Source organism: Streptomyces sp. NPDC057616 (assembly GCF_042800575.1).
In the GTDB taxonomy this organism is placed as follows: Bacteria; Actinomycetota; Actinomycetes; order Streptomycetales; family Streptomycetaceae; genus Streptomyces.
This window is the reverse complement of the sequence record NZ_JBHVGU010000036.1, coordinates 21,172-37,855: the sequence shown is the minus strand read 5'-3', so window position 1 is coordinate 37,855 and position 16,684 is coordinate 21,172. Positions and strand designations below refer to the sequence as shown.

Here is a 16,684-nt window from a genome sequence, read left to right as displayed (position 1 = left end):
GGACATGACCGATCGCATCACCGTCGAAGAGCTGGCCGAACTCATGAAGAAGTCCGCCGGAGTCACCGTCGCCCCGGAGGACCTCCGCGCCGGCGACCCGGGCTTCGACACCCTCGGCGTCGACTCGCTCGGCCTGCTGGGCATCGTCGGCGAACTGGAGAACCGCTACGGCACGCCGATGCCGCCGGACGCCGAACGCTCCAGGACGCCCCGCCAGTTCCTCGACCTCGTCAACACTGCCCTCATGACAGGAGCGTGAGATGACCGGACACACCCAGAACGAGATCACCGTCGCGGCCCCCCTGGACCTGGTCTGGGAGATGACCAACGACCTGGAGAACTGGCCGCAGTTGTTCAGCGAGTACGCCTCCGTCGAGGTGCTCTCCCGGGAGGGCAGGAAGACCACCTTCCGCCTCACCATGCACCCGGACGAGAACGGCACCGTGTGGAGCTGGGTCTCCGAGCGCGAGCCCGACCGCGACACCCTCACCGTGCGGGCCCGCCGGGTCGAGACCGGCCCGTTCGACCACATGAACATCCACTGGCGCTACGAAGAGGTGCCCGGCGGCACCCGGATGGTCTGGACGCAGGACTTCGCGATGAAGCCGGAGGCGCCGGTCGACGACGCCTGGATGACCGACAACATCAACCGCAACTCCAAGGTCCAGATGGCCCTGATCCGGGACCGCATCGAGAAGGCGGCCGCCGAGCGCGGTGCCACGCCGGGCCTTACCGGCTGAGCCGGACGGAGAACACCCCCATGCACCAAGCCCTGATCGTCGCCCGCATGGCACCGGGATCGGCGCCCGACATCGCCAAGGTGTTCGCGGAGTCCGACCGCGGAGAGCTGCCCCACCTCGTCGGGGTGGTCCGGCGCAGTCTCTTCCAGTTCGGCGACGTCTACATGCACCTGATCGAGTCCGAGCGCGAGCCCGGCCCCGCCATCGCCAAGGTCACGGAGCACCCCGACTTCCGTGACGTCAGCGAACGGCTGTCCTCCTACGTCCGCGCCTACGACCCCGACACCTGGCGGTCCCCCAAGGACGCCATGGCGCAGCGCTTCTACCTGTGGGAGCGCGACCCGGCCGGCTGACCCGGCCGGACAGCACCGGTGGCCGGACCCGCGACGCTGCGGGATCCGGCCACCGGTGGTCCGTACGCGAACCGCCCTGATCAGGCGGGCACGTGACAGTCGAACGCGTGCAGATAAGGGTTGACCGGCCGCATGTCGTCGATGACCAGGCCCGCCTCGGTCAGCCGGTCGATCATGCTCTGCGTGGTGTGCTTCGCCCCGCCGACGTTGAGGAGCAGCAGCAGGTCCATCGCGGTGCTGAACCGCATCGACGGCGAGTCGTCGACGAGGTTCTCGATGACCACGACCCGGGTGCCCGGACCGCCCGCCTCCCGCACGTTGCGCAGCGTGCGCGCGGTGCTCTCGTCGTCCCACTCCAGGATGTTCTTGATGACGTAGACGTCGGCCTTCACCGGCACCGACACCCGGACGTCACCGGGCACGATCCGCACCCGGTCGGCGAGGTCGCCGCCCTCCCGCAGTCGCGGCACCGCGTTCTCCACCACCCGCGGCAGATCCTGCAACGTGCCGTGCATCGAGGGGTACTTGTCGAGCAGGCTCGCGATCACGTGCCCCTGGCCGCCGCCGAGGTCGGCGACCGACGAACTCCCCGACAGATCCAGGAACTCGGCGACATCGCGCGCCGACTGCACGCTGGAGGTCGTCATGGCGCGGTTGAAGACGTCCGCCGACTCCGGGGCGTCCTCGTTCAGGTAGGGGAAGAACTCCTTGCCGTACAGGTCCTCCACGACGTTGCGCCCGGTGCGCACCGCCTCGTCCAGCCTCGGCCATGCGTCCCACGTCCACGGCTCGGTGCACCACAGCGAGATGGCGCGCAGGCTGTCGGGGTCGTCCTCGCGCAGCAGCCGGGAGACGTCGGTGTGCGCGAAGGTGCCGTCCGGCAGCTCGGTGAAGACGTCGTGGCAGGACAGCGTGCGCAACAGCCGCCGCAGCGGCCGGGGTTCGGCCTTCACCGCGGCCGCCAGGTCCTCCACGGTCATCGGGCTGTCGCCGAGGGCGTCGGGGACACCCAGCCGGGCGGCCGCGCGGACGGCGGCGGCACATGCCGCCGCGAACGCGAGCTCCCTCAGCCGCATGGACGGGGCCGGCGCGGTCGGTGCGGTCGTCATGTGCCGCTCCCTTCTCTCGTGTTCACACAGGGTGGTGACGGATCGTCAGCAAAGACCCGCGGGCTTGGACGCGCGGCAGGAGTTGTCCTGGAAGGTGTTGTCCTTGCCCAGGTCCGTGTTGACCAGGTCCGCGGGGGAGTTGCCCTTGAGGACGTTGCCGGTGATGCGGTTGCGGTCGCTGGTGACGCCCACGAAGCTCTTGAACAGGACGATGCCGCCGGAGAGCGGGGACTTGCCCGCGTTGTCCTTGACGACGTTGCCCGTCACCGTGCTGTCGTCGGCGCCGGTCACGACGATGCCGGAGCCCTGCAGCGCGTCCAGCCGGTCCGTCTTCGGGCACGACTTGTTGTTGCGGGCCACGTAGTTGTCGCGCACCGCCAGGTCGCCGGCCTTCGGCTTGTTCTCGTCACCCACGACGAAGACGCCGGCGCAGTTGCCGGTGAGCTGGTTGTGCATCACCACGAGGTTGCGCAGCCGGCGCACGGTGACGCCGATGCGGTTGCCCTCCAGGCGGTTGCGGTCGATCACCGTGCCGCCGGTGTCCGAGGCGCCCGCCTCCTCCTTGATCGTGTTGGCCAGGAAGATGCCCGCGTCGCCGTTGTCCTGCGCGGTGTTGTCGCGGAACACCCCGCGCACCGAGCGCTCCTGGGCGATGCCCCACACCCCGTTCTTCACCGAGGTCACGTCCTGGACGGTCAGCCCGTCGGTCGCCATGGAGAACACGCCGCTGCGGGCGAAGCCGGTGACGGTCAGATTGGCGACGGTCACGCCCTGGAGATCGCGGTCCTTCGTCCCGACGACGCAGATGCCGTTGCCGCCCTCCGAGCAGCTCTCGGCGGCCTTCTTCGTGCTCGGCTCGATCACCGTGCTGCGCCCCATGCCGCGCAGGGTCAGCCCCGGCGTGGTCACCTTGACGCTCTCGTGGAAGGTGCCGGGGCCCACCAGGACGGTGTCGCCGCTCGCGGCCGCGTCCACCGCCTTCTGGATCGACTGGCCCGGCCAGACCACGTGGACCTCATGGTGGGAGGCCGGCGGAGCCGCGCCGAGTCCCGTCCCGACGACCACGGCAGTGCACATCAGGTAAGCGATGCGGTATTTCTTCATATTCCAAACGCTATGACCCGATGGGTCGCTTACCGGGAGGATGGGCCATCCGGCGGCGTGTCACACCCCCGCTGTAGTGTTTCGGACGATGGCTGACTCCGTACTCCACCTGGGCCCACGATGAGCGTCGTCGCGTCGTCCTTCCCGCTGGGTGCCGGGACCACGCTCGCCGAGCTCACCGCCGATCCGCACGCGCGCCTCGCCCGGTTGCGGGCGCGGGAACCGGTGTCCTGGCTGCCCGCGCTGGGCGCCTGGCTGGTCACCCGGCGCGACCTGGCGCTGGACGTGATGCGGGACACCGCCACCTTCACCGTCGACGACCCCCGCTTCTCCACCGCGCAGGTCGTCGGGCCCAGCATGCTGTCCCTGGACGGGGACGAACACGCCCGCCACCGCGAGCCCTTCAACCCGCCCTTCCGGCCCCGCCGGGTCCACGACAACTTCGCCGCCTCCATCGAGCAGGAGACCGGCCGGCTCATCGACGCACTGCGCCCGTCCGGCGCCGCGGACCTGCGGCGCGCCTTCGCCGGACCGCTCGCCGTCGCCGTCGTCACCGACGCGCTCGGCCTGGCGGGCGTGGGCGCGGACACGGTCCTCTCCTGGTACGACGCCATCGTGCGCTCCGTCTCGGAGATCACCGCCGGGCGCGCGGCGGGGACCGCCGGACCCGCCGCGTACGCGCAGCTGCGGGCCGCCGTGGAGGGCACCGTCGCCGACCGGCACAGCTCCTCGCTGCTCGTCGCCGCCGCCGAGCGGCTGGAGCTGCCCGAGGTGGCCTCCAACGCCGCGGTCATGATGTTCGGGGGCATCGAGACCACCGAGGCGATGATCACCAACGCGCTGCTGCAGCTCCTCCGCCACCCCGACCAACTCGCCCTCGTCCAGGCTGACTTCGACCTCCTGGACGGCGCAGTCGAGGAGTCCCTGCGCCTGGAGCCGGGAGCCGTGGTGGTCGACCGCTACGCCACCCGCGACATCGCACTGGGCCCGGCCACCATCCGCGCGGGCGACCCGGTCACCGTCTCCCTCGCCGGCGCCAACCGCGACCCGGCCGTCTTCCCCGACCCCGACCGCTTCGACGTCCGCCGCGCCAACGCCCGCCTCCAACTGGCCTTCGCCCACGGCCCGCACCACTGCGTCGCCGCCCACCTGGCCCGTCTGGAGACCCGTATCGCCCTCGAGCAGCTGCTGCGCCGCCTGCCCGGTCTGCGCCTGGACCCGGACCACCCCGCGAGCCCGGAGGGCCTGGTCTTCCGCAAGCCACCCTCCCTGCACCTGCTCTGGGACCGGCCGGCCTGACGCGCGGCGCGCGCCGACGGCGCGTGATCCACGCCGCGACACCGTTGGCGTGGATCACCCCCCTGGTTGGCCGTGGAGGTCGTTGAGTCGGCGCGGCTGGTGCAGCAGTGTTGAGTGTCATGGACCGTGACAGGAGCACCTTCTTCCGTCCGACCCGCCGTCAACTCCTCGCCGCCGTGGGCGCCGTGCCGCTCGCAAGTGCCGCCCCGGCGGCTGTCGCGCGCCCGCGCACCGATGCCGCGCATCTGACGTTCACCCGCGCCACCAACGGCTCCGCCACCCTCGCTCCGGCCGGCGACCGGCTGATCGCCGAGGTGCAGGGCACCCTGTGGTCCCTGCCCCGCGCCGGCGGCACGGCCCGGCGCCTCAGCCCGGTGGACCTCGAACCCAACCGGCCCACGCACTCCCCGGACGGCCGGCTCGTCGCCTTCTGCGCCTACCGCGACGGCGGCTTCCACCTGTGGACCCTGCGCCCCGACGGCACCGGCCTGCGGCAGCGCACCGGCGGCCCGTGGGACGACCGCGGCCCGGCCTGGTCGCCCGACGGCACCCGGCTCGCCTTCTCCTCCGAGCGCGGCGGCGACCCCGTCGCCGGCAGCCCGTACCGCATCCACGTCCTCGACCTGCGCACCGGCCGCATCACCCGCCTCACCGGTCTCCCCGGCCAGGACGGACCGTTGCAGGACGGCGGTTGGGAGGACTTCGACCCCACCTGGTCACCGGACGGCACCCGCGTCCTGTTCGTCCGCGCGAAGACGGTCACCACCCCGCTGGGCGTGAGCGTGGAGGCCCGTACGATCGCGGACGTGCCCGCCGACGGCACCGGCCCGGTCGCCGTCCGCCACACCGAGACGGAGGCCGCGCAGGTCATGACGCCCGCCGTGGCACCCGACGGCCGCCTGGCCCATCTGCGCACCGCCGCCGCTCCCAACGCCTCGTGCACCCTCGTCGTCGACGGCCGGCCCGTCGCGGTCACCGGGGACATTGCCCCCGTCCCACCGCGCTGGACCCCGGACGGGCAGCTGCTCGTGACGCTCGACGGCGCCTTCACCCTCGTGGACCCGGACCACCCCGCACGGCCCCAGGCGATCCCCTTCGAAGGCCTGCTCCCCGTACAACGGCCGCGATACGCGACCAAGTCGTACGACCTCGGCGAGGCGCGCACCCGCCCGGTGCGCGGCATCCACCTGCCCGCCCTCTCGCCCGACGGCCGGCACATCGCCTTCGCCGCCCTGAACTCGCTCTGGCTGGCCGGGACTTCGGGCGGACGCCCGCCCCGGCGGCTGCACCAGGCGGCACCCACCCGGTATCTCCTCGGCGCCGCCTGGGCCCCCGACGGACAATCCCTCGTCCACGCCGACGACCGCGACGGTCTGCTCGGCGTGTACCGGCACGATCTCGCCACCGGTGAGGAGAGCGCGCTCGCGACCGGCGGCCGGGTGCACCCTGCACTGTCGCCCGACGGGCGGCGGCTCGCCTGCCTCGACATGACCGGCCGGCTCCTCGTCCGCGACCTGGCCTCCGGCACCGAACAGGTCCTGGCGGAGGCCCTGGGCGGCGGCGGCCTTCCCGGGCGCCCGAGCTGGTCATCCGACGGCCGCCACCTCGCCCTGTGCGACCGCAACCGGCTCAACTCCCGCTTCCGGGAGGGCTACAACCTCGTCCGGATCGTCGACACCGCCACCAAATCCGCCCGCCTCCACCAGGTCGCACCCCACGCGTCGATCTCGGACCGCTACGACTCCGGCCCCGTCTGGTCGCCCGACGGACGCTGGATGGCCGTGATCGTCGAGTCGGCGCTGTGCCTGCTGCCCGTCGAGGCCGACGGCACCCCGCGCGGCGAGCTGCGCACCCTCACCACCGAGCCGGCCGACCACCCCTCCTGGTCGGGCGACTCCACCACGCTGCTGTACCTCTCCGCCGGCCGCCTGCGGCTCATCGGCGTCGACGGCGGCCCGGCCCGCACCGTCCGGGTTCCGATGGACGTCCACCGACCCGCGCCCGCCGACCTGGTGGTCCACGCCGGGCTGCTGTGGGACGGCACCGGAGAGACGATCCGCGAGGACGCCGACATCGTCGTCAAGGGCGGGCGCATCACGGCGGTCGAGCCGCACAGCTCGGCGCGCAAGCCCGCCCTGCGGCGGATCGACGCCTCCGCACGCACCGTGATCCCCGGCCTCTGGGACACCCACACCCATCCCTGGCAGAGCACCTACGGAGGCCGCCAGACCGTTGGGCAGCTCACCTACGGCATCACCACCGCCGTCTCGCTCGGCGGCTTCGCGTACGAACAGGCCCGTATCCGCGAGGCGGTGGCCGCCGGACAGCTGGCGGGGCCGCGGCTGCTGACCACCGGCGAGCTCCTGGACGGTCGCCGCGTCGCCTACAGCATGGGCCGCGCCCACGCGTCCCGCGCCGGACTGCGCCGCTCGCTGGCCCGAGGCGCGGCACTGGACTGGGACTTCGTCAAAACCTATGTGCGAGCGCCCGGTTGGGTGATGGAGGAGGCCGCACGCTTCGCCCACGACCACCTCGGCGTGCGCGCCGGAAGCCACCTCCTCTCGCCCGGCGTCCAGCTCGGCCAGGACCTGACGACCCATCTGCAGGCCACTCAGCGAGCCGAGTTCGGGCACGCGGTCACCGCCACGGGCCGCGCATACCAGGACGTGCTGGAGATCTACACGGCGGACGGCGTGAACTTCTCCCTCATCGCCACCCCCTTCACGTCCGCACCCCTGCTCGGCGCGGATCCCGCCCTCGCCGACGACCCCCGAGTCACGGTCGTGATGCCCCCGTGGGACACGGCCGCCGTCCGGCAGGCGGCCGGTGTGCCGCCCACCGCAGCCCAACTCGCCACCCTGCGTACGGAAACCGACATCTACCGCCGTGTCCTGGCCGCCGGCGGTCTGGTCGCCCTCGGCACGGACCAGCCGCTCGTCCCCGTGGGCCTCTCCCTCCACCTCGGCCTGCGCGCCCTGCACCGGGGCGGGCTGACCGCCGCCGCTGCCCTGCGTACCGCGACCGTCCTGCCCGCCCGCCTCTTCGGCCTCGACCGCGACCTCGGCACGGTCCAGGAGGGCAGACTCGCCGACCTGACCGTCGTGGACGGCGACCCCTTCACCGACTTCGACACCCTCGTACGCACCGTCGCGGTCCTCAGGGGCGGGGTGCCGTACACCACCGAGGAGCTGACCGCCGCCTTCGAACCGACCTCCCGGCGTACGGCCACGACAGACGAACACTGGCTCGCGGTGGGGAAGTCGATGCGCAGGGACGGCTGCTGCGACGGCCACCACGCGGTGGAGCGGGGGAAGTGATGTCGCCCCGGCCGATCCCTCGGCCGCGGCTCAGCGGGGCGCCACGGCCGCCCAGGCGCCGTCGTCCAGGGCGAGGCACTCGTCGATCTCCGCGCGCCCCGGCATGACCGGCACGTCGTCGCGGGTGCGCAGTGCGGTGGCGGCCGCCAGATGGCCCAGGCGCAGGCGGGAGCGTTCGGGGAGGTTCTCTAGGACGCCGGCCAGATAGCCGGCCGCGAACGCGTCGCCCGCGCCCACCGGTTCGACCACCTTGGTGGGCAGCGACGGCACGAACGTGCGCACCCCGTCCGCGTACGACGTCGCTCCGTGCTCGGCGTCCTTGACCACCACGACGGGCGCGGAGCCGAGCAGGCCCTCGATGTCGTCCGGGCGGGCCGTGCCCCACAACTCCTCGGCCTCGTCGCGTCCGACGAACACGATGTCGGCGTTGCGGGCGAGCGCCAGCAGTCTCCGGGCGGCCTCCGCACGGCCGCCGCGCCACAGCGCGGGGCGGTGGTTGACGTCGAAGGAGACGAGCGGCCCGTTGCCGGGACGGCAGCCGAGCAGGGTCTCCAGCAGGCGGGCGCAGCTGTCGGAGAGCGCCGCCGCAACGCCCGACAGATGCACGATCCGGGTCTGCCGCAGGGCTGGGTGCCGGGCCAGCTCCGGGCCCATCCCGGTCGCGGCCGATCCGCCGCGGTAGTAATGCGTGCGGGTGCGGTTCGGGCCCGGGTCCTTGAAGTACACCCCGGTGGGTCGCTCCGGATCGGTCTGCACGGCGCTCACGTCCACGTCCCGCGCGGTGAGTTCGGCCAGGATGCGCTCGGCGAACGGGTCGTCGCCCACGCGGCTGAGCCAGGCGGCCCGGTGCCCGAGGCCGGCCAGCCCGCAGGCGACGTTGGACTCGGCGCCGCCGACCGCCACCCGCAGCGCGGACTGCTCGGCGAGCGGACGGTCGTCCTGCGGCCCGAGCACGACCATCGTCTCGCCGACGCACACGACGTCGGCCACGGGGGAGGGGACGCTCACGGGGATCTCCTGACGGGGGGCGGCTTCACGCGGCTGAGGGGGGCGTTTGGCGCGGCTGACGGGGCGGCTTCACGCGCCCGCGCCGAGGCGCAGCATGACCTTGCTGCTTCCGGCGGCCGGGTCGGCGGCCACGGAGAGCGCCTCCTCGGCGCGCTCCAGCGGGAAACGGTGGGTGATCAGCGGACCGACGTCGAGGCCGTCGCCGAGCGCGCGCAGCGCGTCGTCGATCTCCTCGGCGAACCGGAACGAGCCCACCCAGGTGATCTCCCGGGTCACCAGGTCACCGAGGACGGCGGGCACGGCCGTGCCGGGCAGGTTGCCGACCTGGACCAGCGTGCCGCCGCGGGCCGTGGACCGCAGCACCGGCCCGAGCGCGGCAGGGGCGCCGGACGCCTCGAAGACCACGTCGACGTCCTCGGGCAGACCCTCACCGCGGGAGAGGTCGCGGGTCTCGTCGGCGCCCATGGCGCGGGCGACGCGCAGCGAGGAGGCCGCCAGGTCCGCTGCCACGACCGTGCCCGCGCCCCGCAGCCGGGCCGCGGCGACGACCAGGGAGCCGATCGGACCGCAGCCGTTGACCAGGACCGTACGGCCGCGCAGCTCCGGCACCCGGCCCACCGCGTGCAGGGCGACCGCCAACGGCTCGGCCAGTGCGCCCTGTTCGGTGCCGACACCGTCCGGCAGCGGCCGGATCTGCGCGGCGGGAACCGTCCGGTACTCGCTGAACCCGCCGTCGGTGTGCGGGTCGAAGGCCGCCGAGCCGAAGTAGCGGACGCGCGGGTAGAGGTTGGTGCGTCCGGCGATGCGGTCGGGAAGGACGCCGTCGCCGACCAGTTGGGCCGGATGGACGGTGACCGGCTGCCCTTCCGCCAGACCGGTGACTCCGTCGCCGAGGGCGGCGATCCGGCCCGCGACCTCGTGACCGAGCACCAGCGGGTGGGTCAGCGCGGCGGTGCCCGAGGCGCCCTTCCTCCAGTACGCGAGGTCGGAACCACAGATCCCACCCCACTCCAGTGCCAGCAGCACCTCGCCCGAACCCGGCTCGGGCACGGGCCGTTCGTCGATGCGCAGATCGCCCGCGCCGTGCACGACGACGGCCTTCATGGTGCGCGTCAGCGTCTCCGCGTCGGTACGGCGTTCTCCGGCCGACTGCGTGGTGTGTTCTCCGGCCGGATTCATACGGCGTCCTCCAGGCGGACGAGGTCGCGTCCGCGGGTCTCGGGCGCGAGCAGCGCGCTGACGAAGGTGATGAGCGAGTAGGCGACGAACATCGCCGCGATGGGCCACCAACTGCCGGTGACGGCGGTGAGCGTGGCCGCGAGGACCGGCCCGATGGCGGTGGCGAGGATGCCCCCGATCTCCTTGGCCACCGCGAGCTGGGTGAACCGGGTGCGGGAGCCGAAGAGTTCGGCCATCGTGACGCTCTCCAGCGAGAACAGGCCGAGGACGGAGACGTTCAGGGCGAGCACCATGCCCAGCAGCACGGCCGGCGTGGAGCCGGAGGTGATCAGCAGCATCAGCGGGAAGGCGAGGACGACGGTCAGCGCGGTGAGCGTGAGGTAGCAGACGCGGCGTCCGAAGCGGTCGCCGAGCAGACCGACCAGCGGGACGGTGGCGAAGCCCACCACCGAGCCCCAGACGATCGCGTCCGTGGGCACCGACCGGCCGACGGCCAGGCTGGTGGCGATGTAGCCGACCAGGAACGTCTGCACCAGGCCGGAGTTGCCCGCCTGCCCGAAGCGCAGGCCCAGCGCGAGGAAGAAGGCCTTGCCCTTGCGCTGCCGGATACCGGCGGCCAGGACGTCCCCATCGTGCCGGTCGGCCGTGGCGATGGCGGACTCGACCTCGGTCTTGCCGAGTGCGACCCCGTCCACCACGTCCGGGCGCTCCTCGAAGACCGGGCTCTCCTTGAGTCCGCGGCGCAGCCAGACCGCGAACAGCATCAGCACGAAGCTCAGCAGGAACGGCAACCGCCAGCCCCAGGACAGCAGTTGGTCCTCGCTGAGCGTGGCGAGCAGTACGGCCCACAGCCCGGAGGCCGCCAGCGTCCCGGAGTTGGTGCCGAGCGAGACCAGCGAGGAGACCAGGCCGCGTCGCTCGGAGGGGGCGTACTCGGTGAGCAGGACGGTGGCGCCGGCGATCTCGGCGCCGGCCCCGAAGCCCTGGATCAGCCGCAGCGCGACGAGCAGGCTCGGCGCCGCGATGCCGATGGCGGCGTAGGTCGGGAGTACTCCGATGAGTGTGGTGGAGGCGCCCATCAGCAGAATGGTCAGGTACAGCACCTTCTTGCGGCCGATCCGGTCGCCCATCCGGCCGAAGTAGACGGCTCCGGCGAGCCGGGCGACGTAGCCGACGCCGTAGGTGGCCATCGCGGCGATCAGCCCGATGGCCGGGCTGACGTCCGGGAAGAAGATCTTGTTGAAGACGATGGCGGCGGCCAGCGAGTACAGCTGGAAGTCCATGAACTCCATGGCCGTGCCGAGCCAGCCGGAGACCGCGGCCCGGGCCAGGTCCCTCGTGGTGCGCTCGGTGGGCGGCGTCCGCCGAGCGGGTATGACGCTGTCCTTCATCGTGAACTCCGTTGTTCGGGGACTGAAGTGAAGGCGGTGGGTACGGCCGGCCTCGGGGCGGGGCGTCAGATCTCGATGCGCCCGGCGCGCAGGGCGGGGAGCCGAGCCGTGACGGTGGTCGTGAGCGCGCCGTCGTCCGCCAGATCGGCGGCGCCCGCCTCGCGCAGCAGCGCGGGCACGGGCTGCTCGTACGGCAACGCCCATGCGGCGAGGGCGAGTTCGAGGACGGGCGTGTCGGCGCCGCGAGCCCGTAGCTCGCGCAGGGCGGGCAGCCAGCGTTCCTGGATCTTCAACGGCCCGTCGGTGGCGATCTGTTGCAGCAGATGGCGCATGCCGGGATTGGTGAACCGTACGACCAGATCGTCGGCGTAGGCCGCTGCATCCGGGCCGCCGGCGGGGAGGGTGGGGGCGACCTCCGCGCACAGCGTCCGCACCAGGCGCTCGCCCCAGTCGGCCGCCATGGTCTCGGCGATGGTGGTGAGACCGGCGGCCAGGCCCAGGTGGGCGAGCGCCGAGTGGGAGCCGTTCAGGAGCCGCAGCTTGGTCAGCTGGTACGGCGCCACGTCCGGCACGAACAGGGCGCCGTCGAGCTCCCAGGGCGGCCGGGCGGCGCCGAAGGAGTCCTCCAGGACCCACTGGCGGTACGGCTCGCCCGTCACGGGGAGCTGGTCGCGCACTCCGAGGGCCGCCGCGGCTGCCGGGCGGTCACCGGCACCGACGGCGGGCACGATGCGGTCGACGACCGTCGCGGGGAAGGCGACCGCCTCGCTCATGCGGTCCAGGACCTCCGCACGGTCCGGCCAGGCGGACGCCCGGACGAAGTCCTGCACGACCCGCCTCAACACGGCTCCGTTTCCTGCCGTGTTGTCGCAGGACACGACGCTGACCGGCGGCGCCCCCGCGCGCATCCGGGCGGCGAGACCGGCGGCGAGCCGGCCGATCACCGTGTTGAGGGGGCCGTGCGGGTCCGCCGCCAGGTCGGCGGCGACGGGCGCGGCGGCGATGTCCAGCCCGCCCGTCAGCGCGGAGCGGTGGTAGCCCTTCTCCGTCACGGTCAGGGTCACCACCGTCACCTCGTGATCGGTGAGCAGCGCGTCGGCGGCCTTCGCGTCCGGCCCCATGGCCAGCGCGCCGACGATCGATCCCACGACCCGGGTGCGGTTGCCGTCCGGGCGGCGCTCGGTGAGCGAGTACAGACAGTCCTGTTCCCGCAGGAGCCGTACGGTCTCCACCGAGCGCGGGGCGACTGCCGCGATGCCCCAGGGCTCGCCGGAGCGGGCCGCGGCCTGCTCGGTGTAGACCGCCTGGTGCGCCCGGTGGAAGGCGCCGAGGCCGAAGTGGACGATACGGGCGCGCAGTTCGGCCGGGTCGACCGCGGGCCGCAGCGCGGGGGCCAGGCGGGCGAGGGCCGCGCGGTTCAGCAGGGGAGCGCTCACCAGTCGTGCACCGAGCCGTCGAGACGGCGGGCGACCGGGAGGTAGCGCCGCTGGTACGGGAAGCGCTCGGCCGCCTTGTCGTCGTACTCGACGCCGAGGCCGGGCTCGTCGGAGGGGTTGAGCATGCCGTCGGCGAAGGTGACGCCGGAGCGGAAGACCTCGGCGGTCTCGTCGGGGTGCCCCATGTACTCCTGGATGCCGAAGTTCGGCACCGCGAGGTCGAGGTGCACGGCGGCGGCCATGCTGACGGGGGAGAGATCGGTCGCGCCGTGGGAGCCGGTGCGCACCTGGTGGAGCGCGGCGAGGTCGAAGATGCGGCGGAGGTGGGTGATGCCGCCGGCGTGCACGACGGTGGTGCGGACGTAGTCGATGAGCTGCTCGGTGATCAGGTCCTTGACGTCCCAGATCGAGTTCATCACCTCGCCGACCGCGATCGGTGTCGTGGTGTGCTGCCGGATCAGGCGGAACGACTCCTGGTTCTCGGCCGGGGTCGGGTCCTCCATCCAGAACAGGCGGCAGCTCTCGACGCTCTTGCCGAACCGGGCCGCCTCGATCGGCGTCAGCCGGTGGTGCACGTCGTGCAGGAGGTGGAAGCCGAAGCCGAAGCGCTCGCGGACGGCCTCCAGATAGCCGGGCGCGAAGCCGAGGTAGGCCTCGGTGTCCCAGGGCTGCTCGTCGGGCAGCTCGGTGGCGGCGGGCTCGTAGACCTTGCCCTTGCGCACGCCGTAGGTGCCGCCGACGTCGGGGACGGCGGCCTGCGCGCGCACGGCCTTGTAGCCCAGCTCGAGATAGCGCTCGACGTCGTCCAGCAGGGAGGGCACGTCGGTGCCGCTGGCGTGCGAGTAGACCAGCACGCCGTCCCGGGAGCGGCCGCCGAGGAGCTGGTAGACCGGCAGGCCGGCCGTCTTGCCCTTGATGTCCCACAGGGCGGTGTCGACGGCGGCGATCGCGGTCATGGTGACGGGGCCGCGCCGCCAGTAGGCGCCCTTGTAGAGGTACTGCCACATGTCCTCGATACGGGCGGGGTCGCGCCCGATCAGCAGCGGCACCACGTGGTCGCGCAGATAGCTCGCCACGGCCAGCTCCCGGCCGTTGAGCGTGGCGTCGCCCAGGCCGGTGACCCCGTCGGTCGTCGTGACGCGCAGCGTGACGAACGTGCGCCCCGGCGAGGAGACGAGCACCTCGGCCCGCTCGATTGTGCTCACTTGCGGCTCCCATCACTGTCGTGCAGTACTTGTATACAAGCATCTGTCGGGCAGCCGGGCAATACCCTTTCCGCTGCTACGGGGGAAGACGGCGCTACGTAGGATGTGGGCATGGGTGAATCGAACGGGCGGCGGACGGGTCGGCAGACGAACCGGCGCGACATCTACCTGAAGCTGCGTCAGATGGTGCTGACCCTCGAACTCGCCCCGGGCGCCGCCCTGTCGGAGAACGAACTCGCAGCGGCCCTGGGCGTCAGCCGTACCCCGGTGCGGGAGAGCCTGATCATGCTGGCCCAGGAGGGCCTCGTGCAGGTCTTCCCCAAGATCGGCTCGTTCGTGTCCCGTGTGGACCCGGCCCAGGTCGCCGACGCGCAGTTCCTGCGGGAGGCGGTCGAGCTGGCCTCGCTCGACGCACTGCCGGCCGACCTCGACCCCGAGGTGGTCGCGGAACTGCGCGGCAATCTGGCGGCCCAGCGCCGCGAGGGCCTGGACCTGGAGGACTTCTTCGCCCTGGACGAGGCCTTCCACCAGGGCCTGATGAAGCTCAGCGGGCATGCCAACGTCTGGACCACGGTCGCCGCGGCCAAGGGCCACCTGGACCGCGCCCGGCGCCTCGGCCTCCACGAGAACGTCTCGCCGGCCGTCTTCGCCGACCAGCACCACGAGATCTTCGACGCGATCGTCGGCGGCGACATCGCGCTCGCGCGCACGGCCATGCGCACGCATCTGCGGGCCGTCTTCAGCGACATCGAGCGGATCCGGGCGCACTCGCCGGAACTGTTCGCCACCGGCTCCTCGAGCGTGCCGGTGCGGCGGAATGTCGTCGTCTGGGAGTGAGCTCGCGGTGGGCGGCCGGGGCTGGTGTGCTGGCTCCCGGGACGGGCGCGCTTGACCTCAAGTGCGGTTCAGTTTCTACGTTCATGGTCATCGGCAGCCGCCCAAGAAGGCCACCACAGGGGGGCAGTTCCCATGACCGTGAGCACCATTCCCGAGACGTACCGCAACGCCGTCGTCGCGCACATCATGATCGACGGTGCCGCGCGGGCGATCGACTTCTACGTCCGCGCCTTCGGCGCCCAGGAGCTGTTCCGCCTCGACGGTCCGGACGGGCGCGTCCTGCACGCCGAGGTCAGGATCCAGGGCTCCACCCTCATGCTGGGCGACCCCGAGGGGCCGGACTTCAGGGCGCCGACGGCGCTCGGCGGCACCACCGTGGGCCTGCACGTCTTCGTCGACGACGTCGACACGCTCGCGCGGCGGGCCACCGCGGCCGGTGCGGAGCTCCTGCAACAGCCGGCGGACCAGTTCCACGGCGACCGTACGGCCATCCTCAAAGACCCCTTCGGCCACGTCTGGGTCTTCCTCACCCACCTCGAAGACCTCACACCGGCTGAGCTGGCCCGGCGGGCCCGGGACCTCTTCGTCTAGCCTCCTGGGAAGCATGGGCAACGTGGGCAACAGGGGAAGGGCGGTCACGTCGTGCGCGGTAGGGGACGAACAGCCGTGCGGACGTGGTGCGTTCTGACACTCGGGCCCTTGGCCGTGCTCGTGACCGGGTGCGGCGACGGCCGGGGCGATCCGCCCTCGCGTCCGGCCGCCGGGCCCGCGATCAAGAGCTGCGTGACCTCCTCCGGAGGTCTCGTGGCCGACCTGGACGGCGACGGCACGGCCGACCGGGTCGCTCCTCCCTCGCTCACGGGCGCAGGACTGACCATCACCTTCGGCGAGAAGGGTGGACGGGGGAGGAAGGTCGGGCCCCGGGGCCTGGTCGGGGATCGCGGCGAGGACGCGAAGGACGTGATGGCAGTCGTCGCCGATTTCGACCGGGACGGCTGGAACGACCTCTTCATCGTCGCCACGCCTCCTTTCGAGGGGGACGATCCCGTGCAACCGGACGTCTCCGAACTGCGGCTCGGGCCCTTCTCGGCGGCCGGACGCGGGCAGAGCGATCATCATGTCGACCTGACGGAGACCCGCGCCGTCGCCGTCGCCGACTACAACCACGACGACCACCCGGACCTCGCGGCCTACGGCCACGCGGGCGACGGCGTCTACTCCACCACGGCCCGACTCGGAGGCGGGAAGGGCCTCGACCGGAAGTCCGACGAGGCGAACCGGCGGTACGAGGAGGAGGCCGCTGAGACGGATGTGCGGTACCCCAAGTCGATGCCGCAGGCGGATCTGAAGGCGTTCTACCCGGTTTGCGGTGGGAGTGGCGGGAGCGGTGGTTCGCCGGAGACCTAAGATCAGGCCACCAAAGACCAATAACCTGCGGCCCGAGCCCCGCTCCCAGACCGCGCACTTCTGGCCCGCCCGGTCGCCCTTCCGCTGCACGTCCTGCTGCAGTGGGACGACGAAGGGAACCACCGGCAAGCGCCTTTGACACGCTTGACGCCTTCGGCTCCAACGAGATGTCCCCGCACGCCCATACGGGCGGGCACACGGGCGTCCTCAGTTCGCAGGAGAGGACGCGGCCGGGTACTTCGCCCGATACCTGCGCTAGAAAGGTCTTGTTCGGTTCGATTGCGGTGACCGGTCGGGGC

15 protein-coding genes and 1 pseudogene are annotated in these 16,684 nt (G+C 72.4%); 9 read left to right on the top strand and 7 right to left on the bottom strand.

Features of this window, described 5'->3' with window-relative positions:
- The first annotated feature begins 4 nt into the window (after window positions 1-4).
- From ACFU97_RS35215 to ACFU97_RS35205, 3 genes are read left to right on the top strand one after another with little or no spacing between them, the layout of a single operon-like run.
- The gene (locus ACFU97_RS35215) at window positions 5-259 is read left to right on the top strand and encodes an acyl carrier protein (protein ID WP_384264705.1); all 255 of its coding nucleotides are present in this window, start codon (window positions 5-7) and stop codon (window positions 257-259) included.
- A gap of 1 nt (window position 260) precedes the next feature.
- A complete protein-coding gene (locus ACFU97_RS35210; protein WP_384264703.1) occupies window positions 261-740 on the top strand; it encodes an SRPBCC family protein in 480 nt (159 codons plus the stop codon).
- A gap of 20 nt (window positions 741-760) precedes the next feature.
- The gene (locus ACFU97_RS35205) at window positions 761-1,093 is read left to right on the top strand and encodes a TcmI family type II polyketide cyclase (RefSeq protein WP_384264701.1); all 333 of its coding nucleotides are present in this window, start codon (window positions 761-763) and stop codon (window positions 1,091-1,093) included.
- An 80-nt stretch (window positions 1,094-1,173) separates the two neighbouring features.
- Here the strand turns inward: ACFU97_RS35205 and ACFU97_RS35200 are convergent, their stop codons facing one another.
- Together ACFU97_RS35200 and ACFU97_RS35195 are read right to left on the bottom strand one after the other, a co-directional pair.
- Window positions 1,174-2,202, bottom strand: a complete 1,029-nt coding sequence (locus ACFU97_RS35200) for a methyltransferase (protein WP_384264700.1) — start codon at window positions 2,200-2,202, stop codon at window positions 1,174-1,176.
- A gap of 45 nt (window positions 2,203-2,247) precedes the next feature.
- Window positions 2,248-3,306, bottom strand: coding sequence for a nitrous oxide reductase family maturation protein NosD (locus ACFU97_RS35195; protein WP_384264698.1), 1,059 nt, complete (start codon window positions 3,304-3,306; stop codon window positions 2,248-2,250).
- A gap of 120 nt (window positions 3,307-3,426) precedes the next feature.
- Between ACFU97_RS35195 and ACFU97_RS35190 the strand changes: the two genes are divergently transcribed.
- Both ACFU97_RS35190 and ACFU97_RS35185 read left to right on the top strand, forming a co-directional pair.
- Window positions 3,427-4,605: a cytochrome P450 gene (locus ACFU97_RS35190; protein WP_384264697.1), complete on the top strand. Its 1,179-nt coding sequence runs from the start codon at window positions 3,427-3,429 to the stop codon at window positions 4,603-4,605.
- A 119-nt stretch (window positions 4,606-4,724) separates the two neighbouring features.
- The gene (locus tag ACFU97_RS35185) at window positions 4,725-7,922 is read left to right on the top strand and encodes an amidohydrolase family protein (protein ID WP_384264695.1); all 3,198 of its coding nucleotides are present in this window, start codon (window positions 4,725-4,727) and stop codon (window positions 7,920-7,922) included.
- A 30-nt stretch (window positions 7,923-7,952) separates the two neighbouring features.
- Here ACFU97_RS35185 and ACFU97_RS35180 read toward each other — a convergent pair whose 3' ends face one another.
- The 5 genes from ACFU97_RS35180 to manD all read right to left on the bottom strand — a co-directional run bounded on the left by ACFU97_RS35180 (window position 7,953) and on the right by manD (window position 14,141).
- A complete protein-coding gene (locus ACFU97_RS35180; RefSeq protein WP_384264694.1) occupies window positions 7,953-8,930 on the bottom strand; it encodes a sugar kinase in 978 nt (325 codons plus the stop codon).
- A gap of 69 nt (window positions 8,931-8,999) precedes the next feature.
- Window positions 9,000-10,109 (bottom strand): L-idonate 5-dehydrogenase, encoded by a 1,110-nt coding sequence (locus tag ACFU97_RS35175; protein ID WP_384264693.1) that lies wholly within the window; start codon window positions 10,107-10,109, stop codon window positions 9,000-9,002.
- On the bottom strand, window positions 10,106-11,500 hold the full coding sequence (locus ACFU97_RS35170; protein ID WP_384264692.1) for an MFS transporter: 1,395 nt from the start codon (window positions 11,498-11,500) through the stop codon (window positions 10,106-10,108). The genes ACFU97_RS35175 and ACFU97_RS35170 overlap by 4 nt, the downstream gene beginning before the upstream one ends.
- A gap of 65 nt (window positions 11,501-11,565) precedes the next feature.
- Entirely contained in the window at window positions 11,566-12,936 is a 1,371-nt protein-coding gene (locus tag ACFU97_RS35165; protein ID WP_384264691.1) for a mannitol dehydrogenase family protein, read from the bottom strand.
- Complete coding sequence (gene manD / locus ACFU97_RS35160) at window positions 12,933-14,141, bottom strand: D-mannonate dehydratase ManD (RefSeq protein WP_384264689.1); 1,209 nt, start codon at window positions 14,139-14,141, stop codon at window positions 12,933-12,935. Before manD ends, ACFU97_RS35165 begins: the two co-directional genes overlap by 4 nt.
- Before the next feature lie 111 nt (window positions 14,142-14,252).
- On the opposite strand from manD, the gene ACFU97_RS35155 reads away from it, so the two are divergent.
- The 4 genes and pseudogenes from ACFU97_RS35155 to ACFU97_RS35140 form a co-directional block, all read left to right on the top strand.
- Entirely contained in the window at window positions 14,253-14,978 is a 726-nt protein-coding gene (locus tag ACFU97_RS35155; RefSeq protein ID WP_384264688.1) for a GntR family transcriptional regulator, read from the top strand.
- 132 nt (window positions 14,979-15,110) lie between these two features.
- Window positions 15,111-15,569, top strand: coding sequence for a VOC family protein (locus ACFU97_RS35150; protein ID WP_384264686.1), 459 nt, complete (start codon window positions 15,111-15,113; stop codon window positions 15,567-15,569).
- A 108-nt stretch (window positions 15,570-15,677) separates the two neighbouring features.
- Window positions 15,678-16,385, top strand: a complete 708-nt coding sequence (locus ACFU97_RS35145) for an FG-GAP repeat domain-containing protein (protein ID WP_384264684.1) — start codon at window positions 15,678-15,680, stop codon at window positions 16,383-16,385.
- A 63-nt stretch (window positions 16,386-16,448) separates the two neighbouring features.
- Window positions 16,449-16,644: pseudogene (locus ACFU97_RS35140) on the top strand (alpha/beta hydrolase); the annotation flags it as partial.
- Between the last annotated feature and the right edge of the window lie 40 nt (window positions 16,645-16,684).

Excerpts from the sequence above, each read along its gene's own strand:
- ACFU97_RS35215 (WP_384264705.1), top strand. The coding sequence starts at position 5 with ATGACCGATCGCATCACCGTCGAAGAGCTGGCCGAACTCATGAAGAAG.
- ACFU97_RS35210 (WP_384264703.1), top strand. The coding sequence starts at position 261 with ATGACCGGACACACCCAGAACGAGATCACCGTCGCGGCCCCCCTGGAC.
- ACFU97_RS35205 (WP_384264701.1), top strand. The coding sequence starts at position 761 with ATGCACCAAGCCCTGATCGTCGCCCGCATGGCACCGGGATCGGCGCCC.
- ACFU97_RS35200 (WP_384264700.1), bottom strand. The coding sequence starts at position 2,202 with ATGACGACCGCACCGACCGCGCCGGCCCCGTCCATGCGGCTGAGGGAG.
- ACFU97_RS35195 (WP_384264698.1), bottom strand. The coding sequence starts at position 3,306 with ATGAAGAAATACCGCATCGCTTACCTGATGTGCACTGCCGTGGTCGTC.
- ACFU97_RS35190 (WP_384264697.1), top strand. The coding sequence starts at position 3,427 with ATGAGCGTCGTCGCGTCGTCCTTCCCGCTGGGTGCCGGGACCACGCTC.
- ACFU97_RS35185 (WP_384264695.1), top strand. The coding sequence starts at position 4,725 with ATGGACCGTGACAGGAGCACCTTCTTCCGTCCGACCCGCCGTCAACTC.
- ACFU97_RS35175 (WP_384264693.1), bottom strand. The coding sequence starts at position 10,109 with ATGAATCCGGCCGGAGAACACACCACGCAGTCGGCCGGAGAACGCCGT.
- ACFU97_RS35170 (WP_384264692.1), bottom strand. The coding sequence starts at position 11,500 with ATGAAGGACAGCGTCATACCCGCTCGGCGGACGCCGCCCACCGAGCGC.
- ACFU97_RS35155 (WP_384264688.1), top strand. The coding sequence starts at position 14,253 with ATGGGTGAATCGAACGGGCGGCGGACGGGTCGGCAGACGAACCGGCGC.
- ACFU97_RS35150 (WP_384264686.1), top strand. The coding sequence starts at position 15,111 with ATGACCGTGAGCACCATTCCCGAGACGTACCGCAACGCCGTCGTCGCG.